Here is a 15,720-nt window from a genome sequence, read left to right on the forward strand (position 1 = left end):
GAAAAATAATGCGCAAGCACGCTCTTCAAATGGCCTTTTGGATGTGGTAGAAGATAATACAGGTCATATAAAACCTCCAGATCGTATCGTAAAATATGAGCTGGATACAGGAAAGGAGATCAGGGATGAAACTAAATGATATCCGGATCTCGGCACTAGGAGGTACGATCTGCTCCATATGGGCAAGTTTCTCCTTTGGCGATCTTTTTCAGACTGTGATCTTGGCGGCCATTGGTACGCTGGTTAGTTTTGTGACGAGTCGCTTATTGGGAAGAAAAAAAATTAAATAAATAAACTAGTGCCTGTGAAAGCAGGTACTAGTTTGTTATATATGATATGCATGGGCTTTCGTTAATCCAACAAAAGAATGAGATTTCGTTACTTATTTCGACTTGTACTAAATTATAATTTTATGATCTGGTACACGGTAGGATTGAATGATAACTTTTAAATCAGCGATTTATTATATTTTTTCATAAAATTTGATTTTAGATTTTTACTATTATATTTGTTTAATCAAGCAAAACCGGTTTTGCTTTTAAGGGAATTTATAATAACCAACTTCTAGAACCAATGTTAATAAACGAAAATATTACTTTATGTATTGATTTGGGTGGTACCCATTGTTCATCTGCACTCATTAATTGTCACTCAGAGCAGGTAATTGATGGTTCTTACTATCGTGGTCAGGTAGATAGTAACGGAGGAAAGATGCAAATCCTCACTGAGATCGACCATGTTATTCAAAAAACGATGATGAGTTGCTCGGGGGTGCCTGAACAAATGATTGTCTCTTGTCCTGGACCTTTCGATTACGAAAATGGAATATCGTTAATGGACGGTATGAACAAGTATCAAAGTTTGCTCCATTTTAATCTCAAAAAATATTTGTGTCAAATCACTAATATTCAGCCAAATTCTGTTCAATTTCACAATGATGCGGCTGCATTTTTGATAGGGGAAGTGTTTTTTAAAAACTTATATCAAAGGCGTGTAGTGGGATTGACATTAGGAACAGGTCTGGGGTCTTCATTATATGATAATGGGCAAATAGTGGACCTTAACTTTGGATCAGCGGCTTTCGTTAAAGGTATCGTTGAAGACTCACTATCGACACGTGGTATTTTGGCTCATCTGGGACAAAAATTTGGACATGTTCCAATTGATAATATAAAAGATCTCATTGAGAATGATCGTTTGGAAACTTTGCAAAATGAAGCCTTCGATTTTCTTATTCATAAACTTATCACTTTCATCAAGGCATATATTGAACCATTAAAGCCTGATACTGTTGTTATTGGCGGAAGTATCGCAAAATCTCATATCTATTTTTAGATAAGGTGAAAGCATCGGTGGATGTCGATGTACAAATCGCTTCATTTGATGAGCGGAACTTATTTTTGGGACTCACCTTGGAACACCATAACATATGAAACCAGTTTGGAAATTTACATTAATTGCATCTTTAGGAGGCTTTTTATTTGGGTTCGAGACAGCTGTGATATCGGGAGCAGAACAAATTATTCAAAAATTATGGCAGCTTGATGCTATTAAACATGGATTGACGGTATCCATTTCATTGATCGGTACCATTTTAGGTGCGATCGTTGCTGGACGGCTTGCAGATCGTTATGGTCGTAAACCGATTCTTTATTTCGTTGCTGTGCTTTATCTTTTGTCGGCTATAGGTTGTGCGATCGCCTCGTTATGGGAATTATTTCTTCTCTTTCGTCTCTTCGGAGGTATAGCGGTTGGAATTAGCTCGGTCGTAGGACCTGTATATACCTCTGAAATAGCACCTGCTAATGATCGGGGAAAATTGACGGGAACATTTCAGATCATGATTGTGACCGGGATTTTTACGGCTTACCTCACCAATTTTCTTTTTATGGGAGAGACAGGTTCTTGGCGTTACATGCTTGGTATTATGGCTTTACCTGCTGCATTATTTATTCTATTGCTAAAATATATTCCGGAAAGCCCCCGTTGGTTATTGCAACACAGACAAATTGAAAAAGCTAAAATAAGTTTTCGCCGTTTAAATCAGCCGTTTATACAAGATGCTCCGATGCAGTTGAATTCAGCAGGTAAAATTAATCTCTTTCAGAAGGCTTATGCTAAACCGATCATACTCGCTGTGCTATTGGCTTTTTTCAATCAAATGACGGGTATAAATGCAATATTATATTATGCACCTCGCATATTTGAAATGGCTGGATTCAGTGCTAAGTTGGCTTACTTGCAACCTATTTTTATCGGTGGAATTAACTTATTGTTTACACTCATCGGTATGAGTATTATCGATCGTTTTGGACGTAAAAAATTATTGCTCAGTGGAGCCGTGGGTATGTTTTTATTCTTATTATTGGCTGCCTTTGGTTTAAAGGGAATCCATTCCGATTTGTTATTATATTATATTTTAGGTTTTATTGCCTCTTTTGCATTGTCGCAAGGGGCGGTGATTTGGGTATTCTTGGCAGAAATCTTTCCTAATGAAGTGCGTGCACAGGGATCTTCACTGGGAAGTACAACGCATTGGCTATTTGCTGCAATAATTTCTTGGATATTTCCAATAATTGTTGAAGGCAGTACATTAGGGGGCTACTATGTATTTCTTTTTATGCCGTAATGGTGATAATATCATTTGTATTCGTGCTTTTCATGCCCGAAACAAAGGTAAATCACTGGAAGAAATTTTATAATGCCGAGAACTGAATTAAATTATTGGGTAGCCAATGTTAAATAATTATTATCTTTTAAATAGGTATTGCACTAGTAATAAGCTTTTTCTACTTTTGGGTCGCAAAACCGGTTTTGCATTTTTTTTTAAAAAGTGAAATTACTCTGAACTAGGGCGTGTATTGAAATTGAAAATCTACAAAATAAATTATATGAAACACATTAATCTTGTTATGAGGAATGCATGCGTAATTACTTCTCTCCTAGCACTTGGAAGCTGTGCAGCACAGCATGGAAAAGTGAATAGCAGACCGGATTGGGCTATGGGAGGATTTGAACGCCCTACAGGGATAAATCCTGTTATTGAACCTGATAGTACAACCTTATTTTATGATCCGATGAGTAAGAAAATGGTGCCATGGGAAGATAATGACACCTTTAATCCTGCAGCTGTGGTAAAAGGCGACAGTATTTATGTTCTTTATCGTGCAGAAGATAAAACGGGTAAAAAAATTGGACACAGAACATCTCGGATAGGTTTGGCCGCTAGTGCTGATGGAAAGCGTTTTGAGCGCTTAAAAACTCCTGTTTTTTATCCGGGTGAAGATGGACAGCAGGAAAATGAATGGCCCGGTGGAACAGAAGATCCTCGTGTGGCTGAAGCAGAAGATGGTAGCTACGTGATGTTTTATACACAATGGAACCGTAAGGTTCCACGTCTTGGGGTGGCCATATCACGCGATTTAAAAACATGGACTAAATATGGGCCCATCTTTGGCAAATCGAAGTTTTACCATCCTTAGTAGATAAATCTCATAAATCAGCATCCATAGTGACGAAATTGATCGGTGATAAACAAGTTATTACTCAGGTGAATGGAAAATACTGGATGTATTGGGGTGAGCACGGAGTATATGGTGCTACATCGGATAATCTGATCGATTGGGAGCCTGTGGTAGATGAAAAAGGTGAACTAAAAGCTTTCATATCTCCACGAGAAGGTTATTTTGATAGTTCGCTGACTGAATGTGGGCCACCCGCAATATTGACAGATGAAGGAATTTTACTGTTGTATAATGGTAAGAATCATCCAGTGAAGGGTGATAAACGATTCAATAAGGGAACTTATTCTGCAGGTCAAGTACTTTTTGACAGTCAAGATCCAACCCGGGTGTTGCAACGTATGGATGTTCCGTTTCTAAGACCAATGGAAGATTTTGAAAAGAGTGGTCAATACGTGGACGGTACTGTTTTCATTGAAGGAATGGTTTATTTCCGAGGAAATGGTTGCTATACTATGGTTGCGCAGATTCAAAAGTGGGTGTTGCGATTTTTGATCCAAAGAAACCCGCTAATTTTGATCCATTGCCATAACAAGTTTTATATGCATAAACGCTAAGCAGCAGAAATAAGAAATACGGGTTGATTATAATCTGTATATATGGTGAATTGTGCAAAAAATAACTAATCTAAATAACTTAAATTTTATAGAATGATAAAGCGTGATTTAAATGCGAACAGCTGCAAAAAAGCTCTAAGAGCCAGCTTGTTATGTTTTGCGCTAATGGCTTCGACAGCATCTGGTCATGAACTTCTAAATGGTGTTAATAATAATGCCTCGCGTTTTGAAGTTCCGATCTCGATAACTGGTCGGGTAACGGATGTTGCCAATAAGCCGGTTGCGGGGGTTTCCATTCGATTGAAAAGTTCTCTAACGACTGGAACCAGCACAGATGGAAGTGGTGTTTTTACCATTCAAGCTGAACCGAATGAAATTTTATTGGTTTCTTCTGCCGGCTATAAAAGTCAGGAGATTTCGTTGCGGGGAAGAACAACTCTAAACATTATTTTACAGGATAGTGTAGAAATGATGAGCGAGGTCGTTGTCGTTGGATATGGTGTGCAAAAAAAGCATCAGTAACGGGATCTGTAGCGTCAATACAAGCGAAAGAATTGATTAAAGTAAAAACACCGAACGTAACCAATATGCTGGCCGGGAGACTGCCAGGTATCCGAGCGGTGCAAAGAAGCGGTGCTCCTGGTGACGATGGAGCATCTGTTGATATCCGTGGTTATGGTAGTATGCTGGTTATCGTAGATGGAGTACAGCGGGATTTTGCCCAAATTGACCCCAATGATATTGAATCTATATCAATTCTCAAAGATGCCGCCGCTGCCGTTTATGGATTTAAGGGTTCTAACGGCGTGCTATTGGTGACTTCAAAAAAAGGAAGCAATTCAAAGGCTAAGGTGGAATATAATGGATATGTCGGACTTCAACAAGTGACACGATATCCAAAGATGATGAATGCCTATGAATATGCTACTTTGTATAACGAAGCAATCTATAATTCTAATCCTTATTCTGGCGTACCGGCATACAGCGATGCGCAACTGGAAGGCTATAAGAATGGAGGACAGGGAACGGATTGGTGGAACTCGCTTGTCCGTAATAATGCTCCTCAGAGCTCACATAACGTGAGTATTTACGGGGGGAATGATCAGGTTAAGTATTATAACTCCTTAGGTTATGTAGACCAGGGTGGGATCTTGAAATCTGATGATTGGTCTTTCAAACGTTATAATCTAAGGTCAAATATTGATCTTGCAGTTTCGCCAAATTTTAGTGTCGGATTTAAATTAATGGGTCGTCTACAGGATCGTAAAAAACCTTATGGCGGGGATGATCTATTTACTCAGGCACAAATGGCTATCCCGATCTATTCAATTTATGCTAACGATAATCCCGACTACTGGCAGGCAATTGGTAATATGGCCAATCCTATCCATAGTTCTTATATCGATAACAGTGGTTATGATTCGCGTTTGAGACGCGAGTTTAATGGGGCTGTAGACTTAAATTGGAAGTTGCCATGGATATCGGTCTATCTTTAAGAGCAATGGTCGCTTATGACTATAAAAATAGTGAATGGAAAACCTGGCAGAAAGCTTAAGTGACTACCAGTACAACCAGGCAACGGAAATCTATACTGAAGTAGCGCTGAGAAAAAAAGCGAGTCTCGAATCTAAGATGGAAAATCTGTTTATGCCAACACAGCAATATTCCATCAATTACAATCATGTATTCAATGAAAAACATGATGTAAGTGGTTTACTTTTATGGGAAGCTTATCATGATCGGTTAACAGATGTGCTCGGTTTTAGGGAATCATCCATTGGTATCATCGATGATATCAGTAAAGGGGATACTGAAAATCAGAATGCAAGCGGTAAAAGTGTGGAAACTGCGCATGCCGGACTAGTAGGAAGATTTAATTATGCTTATGATAAAAAATACCTGATCGAATTTAACTTCAGATATGATGGCTCTTATAAATTTCAACGCGATCGAAGATGGGGTTTTTTCCCAGGTGTGTCGGCTGGATGGAGGATATCGGAAGAAAGATTCTTTAAAGACAATCTGCCCCAATTTGATAACATAAAGATTCGAGGTTCTTATGCCAAAGTTGGTGACGAAGGGGATTTCTCTGCATTCCAGTACTTGGATGGGTATGTCTATGGAGGCAGCTATGTATTAGGGACAGGGGGATTATCGACAGGATTGAAAAGTAGCGGACTTGCTAATCCTTGGTTGACCTGGTATGAATCGCAAATTATGAACTTTGGTTTTGAAGCTTCTTTTAAAAATGGACTGATTACTACGGAGTTTGATTGGTTCAGAAGAGAACGCTCAGGACTGCCGGCGACTAGGCAAGGGACATTCCCGACCATATTTGGTGAATCAATGCCACAGGAAAACTTAAACTCGGATATCAATACAGGTTTTGAATTGACCTTGGGACATAGGAATAAAATTGGTGACTTTGGCTACAATGTATCTGCCAATTTTTCTGCTACACGTATTCGTTACGGTTATGTGGAACGAGCTGCTTCTACCAATCTTTATGACAATTGGCAAAACAACAACAATGATCGGAATAAGGATATTCGTTGGGGAAAAACTGTTGTGGGTCAATTTACTTCGTATGAAGATATTTTGAATTCACCTGTTCAAGATAACAATGCGAACAGATCACTCTTACCGGGAGATCTTAAATTTAAAGATCTCAATGGAGATGGTATTATCGATGGAAACGATTCGGGTCCAATTGGGCATGGAGCAACTCCGCGGATGTATTATGGATTGAATATGTCAATAGATTATAAAGGATTTGATATGACGCTATTTCTCCAAGGTGCTGCAGGTCATGATATTTACATTAGTGGTGATATTCTGGATCCCTTTATCCAGCAGGGATTGGGGAATGGTTTTGCCTTTATGACTGATCGATGGCACCGTGCTGATCCTGCCGATCCTAATAGTGAATGGATAGCAGGAAATATGCCCGCTGCTCGTGTCACAGGTCAAGTGGACAACAGATCAGACAATTCTTGGTCTTTACATAAAGCTGACTATCTAAGGTTAAAGACGTTAGAGATTGGTTATACTTTGCCAAAAAGATGGATACAATCTTCAAAAATTGACCGTTGTCGAATATATTTCAATGGTAACAATTTATTAACCTTCACTGGGGATGATGAGTTATTGAAAAATATAGATCCTGAGAGTAATCAAAGCCGCCTGCGGTATTATCCACAATTGAAAACGTTCAATTTGGGCGTCAATGTAGTTTTTTAATTCTTAATATTATGAAGATTAAATATTTCAACCCTATTCTTTGGAGCTGTCTACTTACGGTAGGTCTATCCAGTTGCAACGATTATCTTGACCGTGAGCTGACCAGTGGCGTGATTACCTCTGACCGCATCTGGGGAAGCCCTCAAGCGATACAATCTGTCCTGGTCACGATGTATGATGAAGGCCTAAGATTAGATGATTTTGACGATTGGTTTACCGGAAAATCAAATTTACTGAATTTAACCTCATTATCTGATGAAGCAACAGGTGCATACCAGAAAGATTATGCTTTTAGTAATGCAAATGCAGTATATACCTATAGTGATTATGTATTTGAGGATCCTTTTGCTACCCGATATGTTCAAATAAGGAGAACAAATGATTTTTTAAAAAAATTGGACGAAACTACAGTTTTGAATGATGATGAAAAGAAATTGGTTAATGCTGAGGCACGATGGATACGTGCCATGGAATATTTTGGACTGGTCAAACGTTATGGAGGGGTACCCCTATTAACGGCTCCTCAGGAATATACACCAGGTGATTTTTCAGCACTGCAGGTGCCTAGAAATAAAGAATCTGAAGTATATGACTTTATCATCAATGAATGTAAGGCGATCAGTGAGATCCTTCCAGTTTCGAGAGCTGCAGAAGGTAAATACCGGGCAACTCGAGGTGCAGCACTTGCGCTATGGTCTCGCGCTGGACTTTATGCAGGGTCAATTGCTAAATATGGCGCGAATGTCAATTTAAGCGGTGAAGCGGTTACGCGCGGATATGTAGGTATTGCCAGTGGCGAAGCTACCCGATATTTTACGGACTCCTATAATGCCTCAAAAGAATTGATTAATAGCGGAACTTATACACTGTATACAAAGAATAGTGATAAAGCCGAAAACTTTTATGAGTTATTTTCTAAAAGTGTAAATGGTGATAATGGTGAATACATCTTTCAGAAATCTTTCAATGCTTCTGCAGGAAAGGGGCATATGTGGGATAAAATGAATGCACCTTTTTCGTTCCGTGGAGATGGATGGGGGTGTGGGGTAACACCGACATTGGAAATGGTGGAAGCATTTGAATATACGGACGGACGTTCTGGCGAATTGATCTTGAAAAATAGCGACGGAACTCCACTGAGCTTTAACAGCCCTTATGACTTATTTGTCGGCAAAGACCCCCGTCTATTTGGGTCGGTCTATGTCCCTGGAGCTCCTCTTAAGGGAAGTAAAGTAGAATGGATACGTGGCGTAATTGATGGACAAAACGGTTCTGGACAAAAATATCAAGCCCAAAACCAACCCGATAAAGATAATATTGCTACACTGAACGGTGTACGTTATAACACTTCGGGAAAAGATGGTGGCGCAGACGTTGGTGATGCTTCAAAAACAAGCTTTACATGCGTAAATTTTTTGATGAGACGCTCACTGATATGACCAATATTGATGCCAAACGTTCGGAGACTCCTTGGGTTGTATTCCGCTTGGGAGAAATATATTTGAATTTTGCAGAAGCTTGTGTGGAATTGGGAGGAAAAGATATAGAAGCATTGGATGCTGTTAATGCCATCCGTAAAAGGGCTGGGATAAAAGAACATACCGCGATCTCCCGGGATAAGGTAAGACAGGAACGTAAGGTAGAGCTGGCGTTTGAGAAATTGCGCTTTTGGGATTTGAAAAGATGGCGTGTGGCGCATCTTGACGTAGCAGAGGGCGGGCTTACCAATTATAGAGGTACAGCTTTGTATCCCTGGTACAATGTAAAAAGTAATAAATATACTTTTGAAACTGGGACACCACCTAAACAAAAACGATTGTTTTTGGAAAGAAACTACTATATCCGCCTTAGTCCTGCAGATTTAAGTACCAATGTAAACCTAATCCAAAATCCAGGTTATGGCAATTAATGTAAACATATACAATTTGATAGGTATGAAAAAAATATGCTATGTGCTCGGATTTATTTTTATGTCCGCATTGAGTGGTTGCGAAAATGAAATAGATAACCTGGAAGCTCCTAATGGTGGACTTCACGGTACGGTCTATGATATGGAGACAAATACGCCAATACCACTGCCTGTTGAAGGTTCTGGAGGCGTGTTAGTATCTCTCTTTGAGATTGGTACAGGTGCTACTGCCTCGATAGATTTTAGAGCTAATGCCGATGGTTCATATACCAATAATCGCGTATTCAACGGAAATTATAGAATACTGGTTAATGGCCCTTTTATCGGTGTCTGCGAAGGATATACGAAAGTAAATGGCCAAACGCAGTTTGATTTAAAAGCAACGCCTTTTTCTCGGATAGCAGCTTCGGCGACAATTTCGGAAAGGAATAAAGTCGAACTCACTTATAAGGTAACGAAGGCTGATGAGTCTTTTTCACTTAGCAATGTTTCTGTTATGTGGAATTATACACCAAGAGTAGATGAAAATAATGCTAATTATGTGACCAAAGTAGCCAAAGGAAAGGCTTCTGAGGATACGCATACATTTGAGCTCGCTAATGACAAACAGTTTGTCGAGAATTTTTATAAAATCAAAGCGAATGGGAATAAAATTTATGTTCGTGTGAGCGCAACCGTCAATAATATCGTGAATTATAGTGAAATAATAGAACTGATCGCTAATGATTAAATAGTGTACGATAGCCATCAAAATAATGAAAATATCATGAGCTGTACTCGATTTCAAATGCGGTTTGACCGCACAGCTCATGAAACTTTCGTTGTCATTCAAGATAATATAAACCGATGAAAATACCACAAAGTAACCATGGACAAAAAACATGCACACTTAGCGTAATCGGCCTTAAAAAACAATTTACTTTATGAAAACAAAGAATATACGAATATGGAGCTTTTTACTTTTCCTAATGATAGGATGTAGTAAAAGTGATGTGCCTGTGCAGGAAGTTACACCTGTGGGGGTTTCGGTTAAGACCATGACCTATAATATGTATGCGGCACAGAAGAAAGGAATAGAGGCGATTGCAGATGTAATTAAGAGAAATGATCCCGATTTGGTAGGTCTTCAGGAGGTGGAGGTAAACTCGACCAATCAAAATTTTGATACAGGCCGAAAATTGTCTGAACTGACCGGCATGCCTTATTATTATTTTGTTAAAGCCAGAAATCTGGATAAAGGGGAATATGGTAATCTTATTTTGTCTAAATTTCCATTTGACGAAAAAAAACCTATGAATTGGGTGTGCTCACTTCAGAGACCAATGCTTATATAAGAGCTTTAGGAATTGTCAAACTTAATAAAGAAGGACAAGATTTTTATTTTTCGGTAGCACATTTGGACCATCTCTCGGATAATGCAAACCGATTATATCAAGTTGATTTAATCCATCAATATACCAAGGACCTTACTCTTCCCATTATTTTATCAACAGACCTGAATGCTAAGCCCTCTGAAGAAGCTTTTAAAGCTATAATAAAGTGGTTTACTCCAGGCTGTTTGAATGGGTATTGCGGTTTTACAGCTGGAACTCCTAAACCTGATGGTACTATTGATTACTTAATGTTTGCGCCGGCAGATGCAGTCATGACTCAAACATACGATGTGGATTACAGCTCTTATTCGCAATCGGACCATTTTCCGGTTGTCGCCAATTTTTTGATCAAGAATTGATAAACTTTTAAATCACGAAACATGAAAACAATTTGTTTTTATATCATACGTAGCATGGCAAGGCTACACACTGGGGTATTGATCTGCATGACATTGGCGTTATGGGGCTGTAGTAAAGATGAAAGAAAGGATATGATTTATCCGGACAAGAACAGTACGGCCAAAATTACACAGTATACTCCAATTTCGGGCGGGTCTTCTACGGAACTATCCCTCTACGGAATTAATTTTGGAACAGACCTAGATCAGATAAAAGTAACTGTTAATGACAAAGAAGGGACAGTACTGAGTTCTAATGGTCGGATTATCGTGGTACGTGTACCTCAGAACGCAGGATCCGGAAAAGTCAAACTAAAATTAAGAGATCAGGAATATACGTATAAACAAGATTTTGAATATGGTTATCAGACGGTGGTCTATACTTTTCTGGGCAGTACCAAGCTTGATGAAGATGGTGATTTTAGTCAAGCAAAATTATCAGGCCCCCGGTATTTAAAATGGAGCAGTGACAATGCGCTCTACTTTGTAGAAGAGGGGGCCAGCAGTGCGGACAATTATGCTGCTGTTCGCGTAGCAGCGAATAATAAAGTAACTACTTTATTAAAAGCTTCGGAAAGTACGTTAGTGGAACGACTCAGGGCTTTTGATTTTTCGAAAGATCAAAGCACGGTATATCTGACGAATGATAATAATGCGAATGGATCGATGGGCTTTGGTAAAATGAATAAATCTGGAGATAAACTGACGAATCTGACTGCATTATCAGTTACTGCCGGACTTACTGCAGTGGCTGTAAACCCAGCGACTGACGAGGTATTTGTAGGTATATATTCTGGAGGGAAAGTAGCTCGTTTGATGCCGGATGGAAGTTTAGAACCGGTATTTGTTGTCAATTCAAAAAATGTCAATATCATGGATATGATTTTTTCCAAGGATGGTAAGACCATGTATCTTTCGGCAGCTTATAATGCTCATAGTATCTACCGCGTAAGCTATGACACTAATACCAAAACATTTGGCTCCATATCGGTACTTGCCGGCCCTGATGCCAATACTACAGGAAACGCAACGGGAAGTGGAACTGCGGCCCGTTTTAATACTCCTGGTCAAATGGATGTAGATACTGAGGGTAATTTATATGTTGCAGATCGAAAGAATCATTGTATCCGTAAGATTACACCCCAAGGTGCTGTATCGACTTATGCGGGTGTGGCCGGAACAAGTGGACTGCAGAATGGAAATGCGCTTACAGCAAAGTTCTACGATCCAGAGGGATGTAAATTTGGTCCTGATGGTGCGCTTTATATAGCGGATACTTGGAATCATGTGATTCGTAAGATTGTGGTTGAATAAGGATGGGAATTGCTTGATTGTTCAATCTATGGAAATATTAAATTGTCATGTTGCTATTCACCATATTTCGTGAATGGCGACATGGCTGTTTCAAAGTTATAAACACAACGATATATGCAAATGAAAATTCTTCTTTTTGTACTGGTATGGATGGGATCTGTTAGGAGTACAGAGCTGCTTGCTCAAGAAAATAATAAGCCGGTAGAAATTAAAACCATGACCTACAATATTTACAGTGCTCGAAAAATGGGCATTGAAGCGATTGCAATAGTGATAAAAAAGTGGATCCCGATGTGGTTTCCTTGCAGGAAGTGGAACGAAATACGGCGATCAATCCGATGGATTTTCCGAAAGAATTAGCTGCATTGACAGGTATGAAGTATTACTATTTTGCTCATGCCCTGACGCTTAAACAAGGAGACTATGGAAATGTTATTCTATCAAAATACCCACTCCAAGATACGCAGTCTTTTCATCTTAGCGTGGCCGATGATGGTGATGATATTCGTTCTTTAGGTTACGCGCGAATCGAAAAGGAAGGAAAGGAATTTTATTTTGCCACCACGCACTTGGGCTACAAGGTGAATGATGCTACTCGATTAAAACAGGTGGGGGAGATTCTGTCTCATGTAAAGGATCTGAAAAAACCGATTATTCTGGGAGGCGATTTGAACTCCCGGCCGAATTCACAGACTATGCCGGCCCTGCAGAAGTGGTTTACGCTAGCTTGTGAAGCCAATGCGTGTGAATGGACGGTGCCTGTACCTAAACCAACGTATACCTGTGATTGGATCATTTATGCGCCTAATCAAGCTTTTGATGTGAAAGATTATGCTGTTCAGTTCTGGGCGGATAAGGAATCAGATCATTTTCCGGTAGTAGGAACGTTTGTACTGAAATAGTTGCATATAATAATTACAACCACTTATGGTATAACTAAATCTAAATAGGATGAAAAAGTTAATGTACGGATTAGGGATTGGAATTGCTTTTTGCTTCGGCTTTATGTCATGCTCCAAATCAATACAACAGTTGCCTGAAGATCAGGGAATATTAGCATCTGTTAACAAAAAAGCTGCAAAGGCATCTTTGACAACTGAAAGTGTAGGTTATGTCATGATGACTTTCAATATTAGGCAAGATGCTCCTGACACTGGCAATCGTGCCTGGACGGTGCGAAGAGAATTGGTAAAGGAACGAATCCTAAGCAACAACTGTGATATAGTAGGTGTGCAGGAGGCACTGGGAAATCAAATGACCAATATGACAACGGATTTATCTGGCTACGGCAAAGTGGGGGTAGGCCGGGACGGTACCTCATCTGAGCATTCTGCTATTTTTTATAAGAATGCAAAGTTTACGGCTTTAGAGAGTGGTACTTTTTGGTTATCACCTGGTGCACCGACCACAGCTACGGGACCTTCCTGGGATGCCGCTTATAAGCGGATCTGTACATGGGTAAAATTACAAGATAAGGAAACTGCTTTTATTTTTTACGTATATAATACACATTTCGACCATCAGGGGTCGCAAGCAAAAATCAATAGTGCCAATTTGGTGCTGTCAACAATGACGAGTAATATTGGTGTTAACCCGGCCGTACTTATGGGCGATTTGAATGCGAATCAAAATTCGCCTGCTTATCAGGTACTTAACGGATCTTCTCTTTTGGAGGAAACATGGAATATCGCAGATGCTAAATCGCCAACGCTACGCGTTACGGGCAATGGATGGAACATTAGCCCAACTGGTGATAGTCAAATTGATCATATCTTTGTGACCAATCACTGGACTGTGAACTCAAGATTAGTGGATTGGTATCATCAAGTCCCCGGGAATATTCTTCCCTCAGATCATTTTCCTGTGATTGTAAATGCAAAAGTGGATGGTGTAACTATTTATAAAGATGCGCATTATGGGGGGAAAGGAGTTTTTCTTCCAAAAGGTAACTATACGCTAGCTGATCTAGTGGCAAGAGGTATTGAAAATGACTGGGCATCTTCGGCTAGAGTTCCGAACGGTCTTTCTGTGGTTTTGTACGAACATCAGGATTTTACAGGTAACTCCTGGACTTTGACTGCAAATACACCGCTATTTTCGGCGTTAAGTCCTACCGCCAATGATAAGGCGTCGTCGATCAAAGTATATTGATACTTCCAATTCAAATAGGTTAGTTTTCATTCGGGAATTTTGATTCTCTTTTGAAAGCTAATCTATTAAAATCTCCCTTATAATCTACTTTTCTGATGATTTTCTAATCTTTAATCTGGACGCTAAAGTGATATGGCTTGTAGCGGTTTCAGCAGGATACTGAATTTGCCGAATTAATAATTCGATTATATGTTTACTTAGTTCTTCCAGAGGTTGTTGGATAGCGGTAATACTGGGAGATACGAGATTGAACGCTTCATGATCATCAAAGGATACTACTGCGAGATCTTGAGATATTTTTTTATTTAATTCATTGATGACTTCCAATCCAATCATACAAAGATAATTTGTGGAGAATATAACAGCATCTAACGTTTTGTTTTTTTCAAGAAACGCCTGTATTTGTTTTTTTTTAAGTTTTTTCTCTTTCTCAAAGGAGATATGTGTAACTACCGGCTTAATCTTAAAATTATGAGCTGCTATTTGTAACCCTCCAATCGATCGCTCATTTGGCTTTGTGAGGAATCTAAAGTTACAAAACCGATGTTGCGGAATCCTTGTGTGAAGATGTGTGTGCAGGCTTCAATCGTAGCTTCTTTATTATTTGTTCCGACGAAATGAACTCCCGCGATGGGGTCTCTGTCAAATAAGACAATGGGAATCTTTTCGGCAACCATTTCTTGTACAATCTTGTCGATTCCGATTGTTGGTGCAATAATGTATCCATCTAATTGACTTCGTCTAAAAAAATTGATAATCTCGTTTGCAGTTTGTGGATCCCCTAATGTACTGCTGTACATAACGCGAAAGCCATGATTTTTTGCGAGATTTTCGATCATCATGGCTATAGGTCCGAAGAAAGAATCCGCAATATTCTCAACAACTAGTCCAATACTATTGCTACGCCCGGTAGCTAAGCTCTGTGCTAAGTGATGAGGCTGAAAACCGACGTCTTTTACATAATCTAAAACTTTTTTTTGTAAATCTTTGCTAATTCTTCTTTCGCTTGCTTTTCCATTTATAACAAGTGATACTGTAGATTTTGAGATGTTTAAATGCTTCGCAATATCATTTATTGACAGTTTTTTATTGGCCATAGTAATTTTTACAAACTCTTTTATCAAAAGTAAGCAAATTTCTTATAGAGACTAAAATTTATAAAAACTTTTGTGCTAATGAGTCAACAATACATTGACAATATTTGATCCATTGAAAGAAGATTGAAAATTTGACAATGGTTCCGCACTTAAGACTTTT

Annotated in this window: 18 protein-coding genes; 16 read left to right on the plus strand and 2 right to left on the minus strand. The window is 39.1% G+C overall.

Annotation, left to right across the window (positions count from 1 at the left end; translation table 11 throughout):
* Positions 1-125 precede the first annotated feature (125 nt).
* The 16 genes from L950_RS28875 (at position 126) to L950_RS27085 (ending at position 14,463) form a co-directional block, all read left to right on the plus strand.
* Positions 126-290 carry a hypothetical protein gene (locus L950_RS28875; RefSeq protein WP_021188294.1) on the plus strand — a complete coding sequence of 55 codons (165 nt, stop codon included), beginning with the start codon at positions 126-128 and terminating at the stop codon, positions 288-290.
* Positions 291-573: 283 nt separating this feature from the next.
* Complete coding sequence (locus L950_RS19555; RefSeq protein WP_021188295.1) at positions 574-1,335, plus strand: ROK family protein; 762 nt, start codon at positions 574-576, stop codon at positions 1,333-1,335.
* 94 nt (positions 1,336-1,429) lie between these two features.
* Positions 1,430-2,629: a sugar porter family MFS transporter gene (locus tag L950_RS19560; RefSeq protein ID WP_021188296.1), complete on the plus strand. Its 1,200-nt coding sequence runs from the start codon at positions 1,430-1,432 to the stop codon at positions 2,627-2,629.
* A gap of 262 nt (positions 2,630-2,891) precedes the next feature.
* On the plus strand, positions 2,892-3,482 hold the full coding sequence (locus tag L950_RS35810) for a hypothetical protein (RefSeq protein WP_262507148.1): 591 nt from the start codon (positions 2,892-2,894) through the stop codon (positions 3,480-3,482).
* A 29-nt stretch (positions 3,483-3,511) separates the two neighbouring features.
* Positions 3,512-4,078, plus strand: coding sequence for a hypothetical protein (locus tag L950_RS35815; protein WP_262507149.1), 567 nt, complete (start codon positions 3,512-3,514; stop codon positions 4,076-4,078).
* A gap of 93 nt (positions 4,079-4,171) precedes the next feature.
* Complete coding sequence (locus L950_RS30815; protein ID WP_021188297.1) at positions 4,172-4,600, plus strand: carboxypeptidase-like regulatory domain-containing protein; 429 nt, start codon at positions 4,172-4,174, stop codon at positions 4,598-4,600.
* 32 nt (positions 4,601-4,632) lie between these two features.
* Positions 4,633-5,574: a TonB-dependent receptor plug domain-containing protein gene (locus L950_RS30820; protein ID WP_231577461.1), complete on the plus strand. Its 942-nt coding sequence runs from the start codon at positions 4,633-4,635 to the stop codon at positions 5,572-5,574.
* 34 nt (positions 5,575-5,608) lie between these two features.
* Positions 5,609-7,318, plus strand: a complete 1,710-nt coding sequence (locus L950_RS30825; RefSeq protein WP_052764485.1) for a SusC/RagA family TonB-linked outer membrane protein — start codon at positions 5,609-5,611, stop codon at positions 7,316-7,318.
* 11 nt (positions 7,319-7,329) lie between these two features.
* Positions 7,330-8,757 (plus strand): RagB/SusD family nutrient uptake outer membrane protein, encoded by a 1,428-nt coding sequence (locus L950_RS19575; RefSeq protein ID WP_197086578.1) that lies wholly within the window; start codon positions 7,330-7,332, stop codon positions 8,755-8,757.
* Entirely contained in the window at positions 8,721-9,227 is a 507-nt protein-coding gene (locus tag L950_RS30830) for a RagB/SusD family nutrient uptake outer membrane protein (protein WP_197086579.1), read from the plus strand. Before L950_RS19575 ends, L950_RS30830 begins: the two co-directional genes overlap by 37 nt.
* A gap of 25 nt (positions 9,228-9,252) precedes the next feature.
* Positions 9,253-9,957: a DUF3823 domain-containing protein gene (locus L950_RS19580; RefSeq protein ID WP_031287202.1), complete on the plus strand. Its 705-nt coding sequence runs from the start codon at positions 9,253-9,255 to the stop codon at positions 9,955-9,957.
* 193 nt (positions 9,958-10,150) lie between these two features.
* On the plus strand, positions 10,151-10,561 hold the full coding sequence (locus L950_RS27075; protein ID WP_052764486.1) for an endonuclease/exonuclease/phosphatase family protein: 411 nt from the start codon (positions 10,151-10,153) through the stop codon (positions 10,559-10,561).
* Positions 10,531-10,959: a hypothetical protein gene (locus L950_RS27080; RefSeq protein ID WP_156169771.1), complete on the plus strand. Its 429-nt coding sequence runs from the start codon at positions 10,531-10,533 to the stop codon at positions 10,957-10,959. The genes L950_RS27075 and L950_RS27080 overlap by 31 nt, the downstream gene beginning before the upstream one ends.
* Positions 10,960-11,013: 54 nt before the next feature.
* Complete coding sequence (locus tag L950_RS19590; protein WP_021188299.1) at positions 11,014-12,312, plus strand: SMP-30/gluconolactonase/LRE family protein; 1,299 nt, start codon at positions 11,014-11,016, stop codon at positions 12,310-12,312.
* A 281-nt stretch (positions 12,313-12,593) separates the two neighbouring features.
* On the plus strand, positions 12,594-13,214 hold the full coding sequence (locus tag L950_RS19595; protein WP_021188300.1) for an endonuclease/exonuclease/phosphatase family protein: 621 nt from the start codon (positions 12,594-12,596) through the stop codon (positions 13,212-13,214).
* A gap of 49 nt (positions 13,215-13,263) precedes the next feature.
* Positions 13,264-14,463, plus strand: coding sequence for an endonuclease/exonuclease/phosphatase family protein (locus L950_RS27085; protein ID WP_021188301.1), 1,200 nt, complete (start codon positions 13,264-13,266; stop codon positions 14,461-14,463).
* Between the two features lie 84 nt (positions 14,464-14,547).
* Here the strand turns inward: L950_RS27085 and L950_RS28090 are convergent, their stop codons facing one another.
* Together L950_RS28090 and L950_RS27095 are read right to left on the minus strand one after the other, a co-directional pair.
* Positions 14,548-15,042 carry a substrate-binding domain-containing protein gene (locus tag L950_RS28090; protein ID WP_084825505.1) on the minus strand — a complete coding sequence of 165 codons (495 nt, stop codon included), beginning with the start codon at positions 15,040-15,042 and terminating at the stop codon, positions 14,548-14,550.
* Positions 14,943-15,560, minus strand: a complete 618-nt coding sequence (locus L950_RS27095; RefSeq protein WP_021188303.1) for a LacI family DNA-binding transcriptional regulator — start codon at positions 15,558-15,560, stop codon at positions 14,943-14,945. Before L950_RS27095 ends, L950_RS28090 begins: the two co-directional genes overlap by 100 nt.
* Positions 15,561-15,720 lie beyond the last annotated feature (160 nt).

Source organism: Sphingobacterium sp. IITKGP-BTPF85 (assembly GCF_001006065.1).
In the GTDB taxonomy this organism is placed as follows: domain Bacteria; phylum Bacteroidota; class Bacteroidia; order Sphingobacteriales; family Sphingobacteriaceae; genus Sphingobacterium; species Sphingobacterium anhuiense.

Bases quoted from the DNA above. Each gene is read 5' to 3' on its own strand.
- L950_RS28875 (WP_021188294.1), top strand. From the start codon at position 126: ATGAAACTAAATGATATCCGGATCTCGGCACTAGGAGGTACGATCTGC.
- L950_RS19555 (WP_021188295.1), top strand. From the start codon at position 574: ATGTTAATAAACGAAAATATTACTTTATGTATTGATTTGGGTGGTACC.
- L950_RS19560 (WP_021188296.1), top strand. From the start codon at position 1,430: ATGAAACCAGTTTGGAAATTTACATTAATTGCATCTTTAGGAGGCTTT.
- L950_RS35810 (WP_262507148.1), top strand. From the start codon at position 2,892: ATGAAACACATTAATCTTGTTATGAGGAATGCATGCGTAATTACTTCT.
- L950_RS30815 (WP_021188297.1), top strand. From the start codon at position 4,172: ATGATAAAGCGTGATTTAAATGCGAACAGCTGCAAAAAAGCTCTAAGA.
- L950_RS30825 (WP_052764485.1), top strand. From the start codon at position 5,609: ATGGAAAACCTGGCAGAAAGCTTAAGTGACTACCAGTACAACCAGGCA.
- L950_RS19575 (WP_197086578.1), top strand. From the start codon at position 7,330: ATGAAGATTAAATATTTCAACCCTATTCTTTGGAGCTGTCTACTTACG.
- L950_RS30830 (WP_197086579.1), top strand. From the start codon at position 8,721: ATGCGTAAATTTTTTGATGAGACGCTCACTGATATGACCAATATTGAT.
- L950_RS19580 (WP_031287202.1), top strand. From the start codon at position 9,253: ATGAAAAAAATATGCTATGTGCTCGGATTTATTTTTATGTCCGCATTG.
- L950_RS27075 (WP_052764486.1), top strand. From the start codon at position 10,151: ATGAAAACAAAGAATATACGAATATGGAGCTTTTTACTTTTCCTAATG.
- L950_RS19590 (WP_021188299.1), top strand. From the start codon at position 11,014: ATGGCAAGGCTACACACTGGGGTATTGATCTGCATGACATTGGCGTTA.
- L950_RS27085 (WP_021188301.1), top strand. From the start codon at position 13,264: ATGAAAAAGTTAATGTACGGATTAGGGATTGGAATTGCTTTTTGCTTC.
- L950_RS27095 (WP_021188303.1), bottom strand. From the start codon at position 15,560: ATGGCCAATAAAAAACTGTCAATAAATGATATTGCGAAGCATTTAAAC.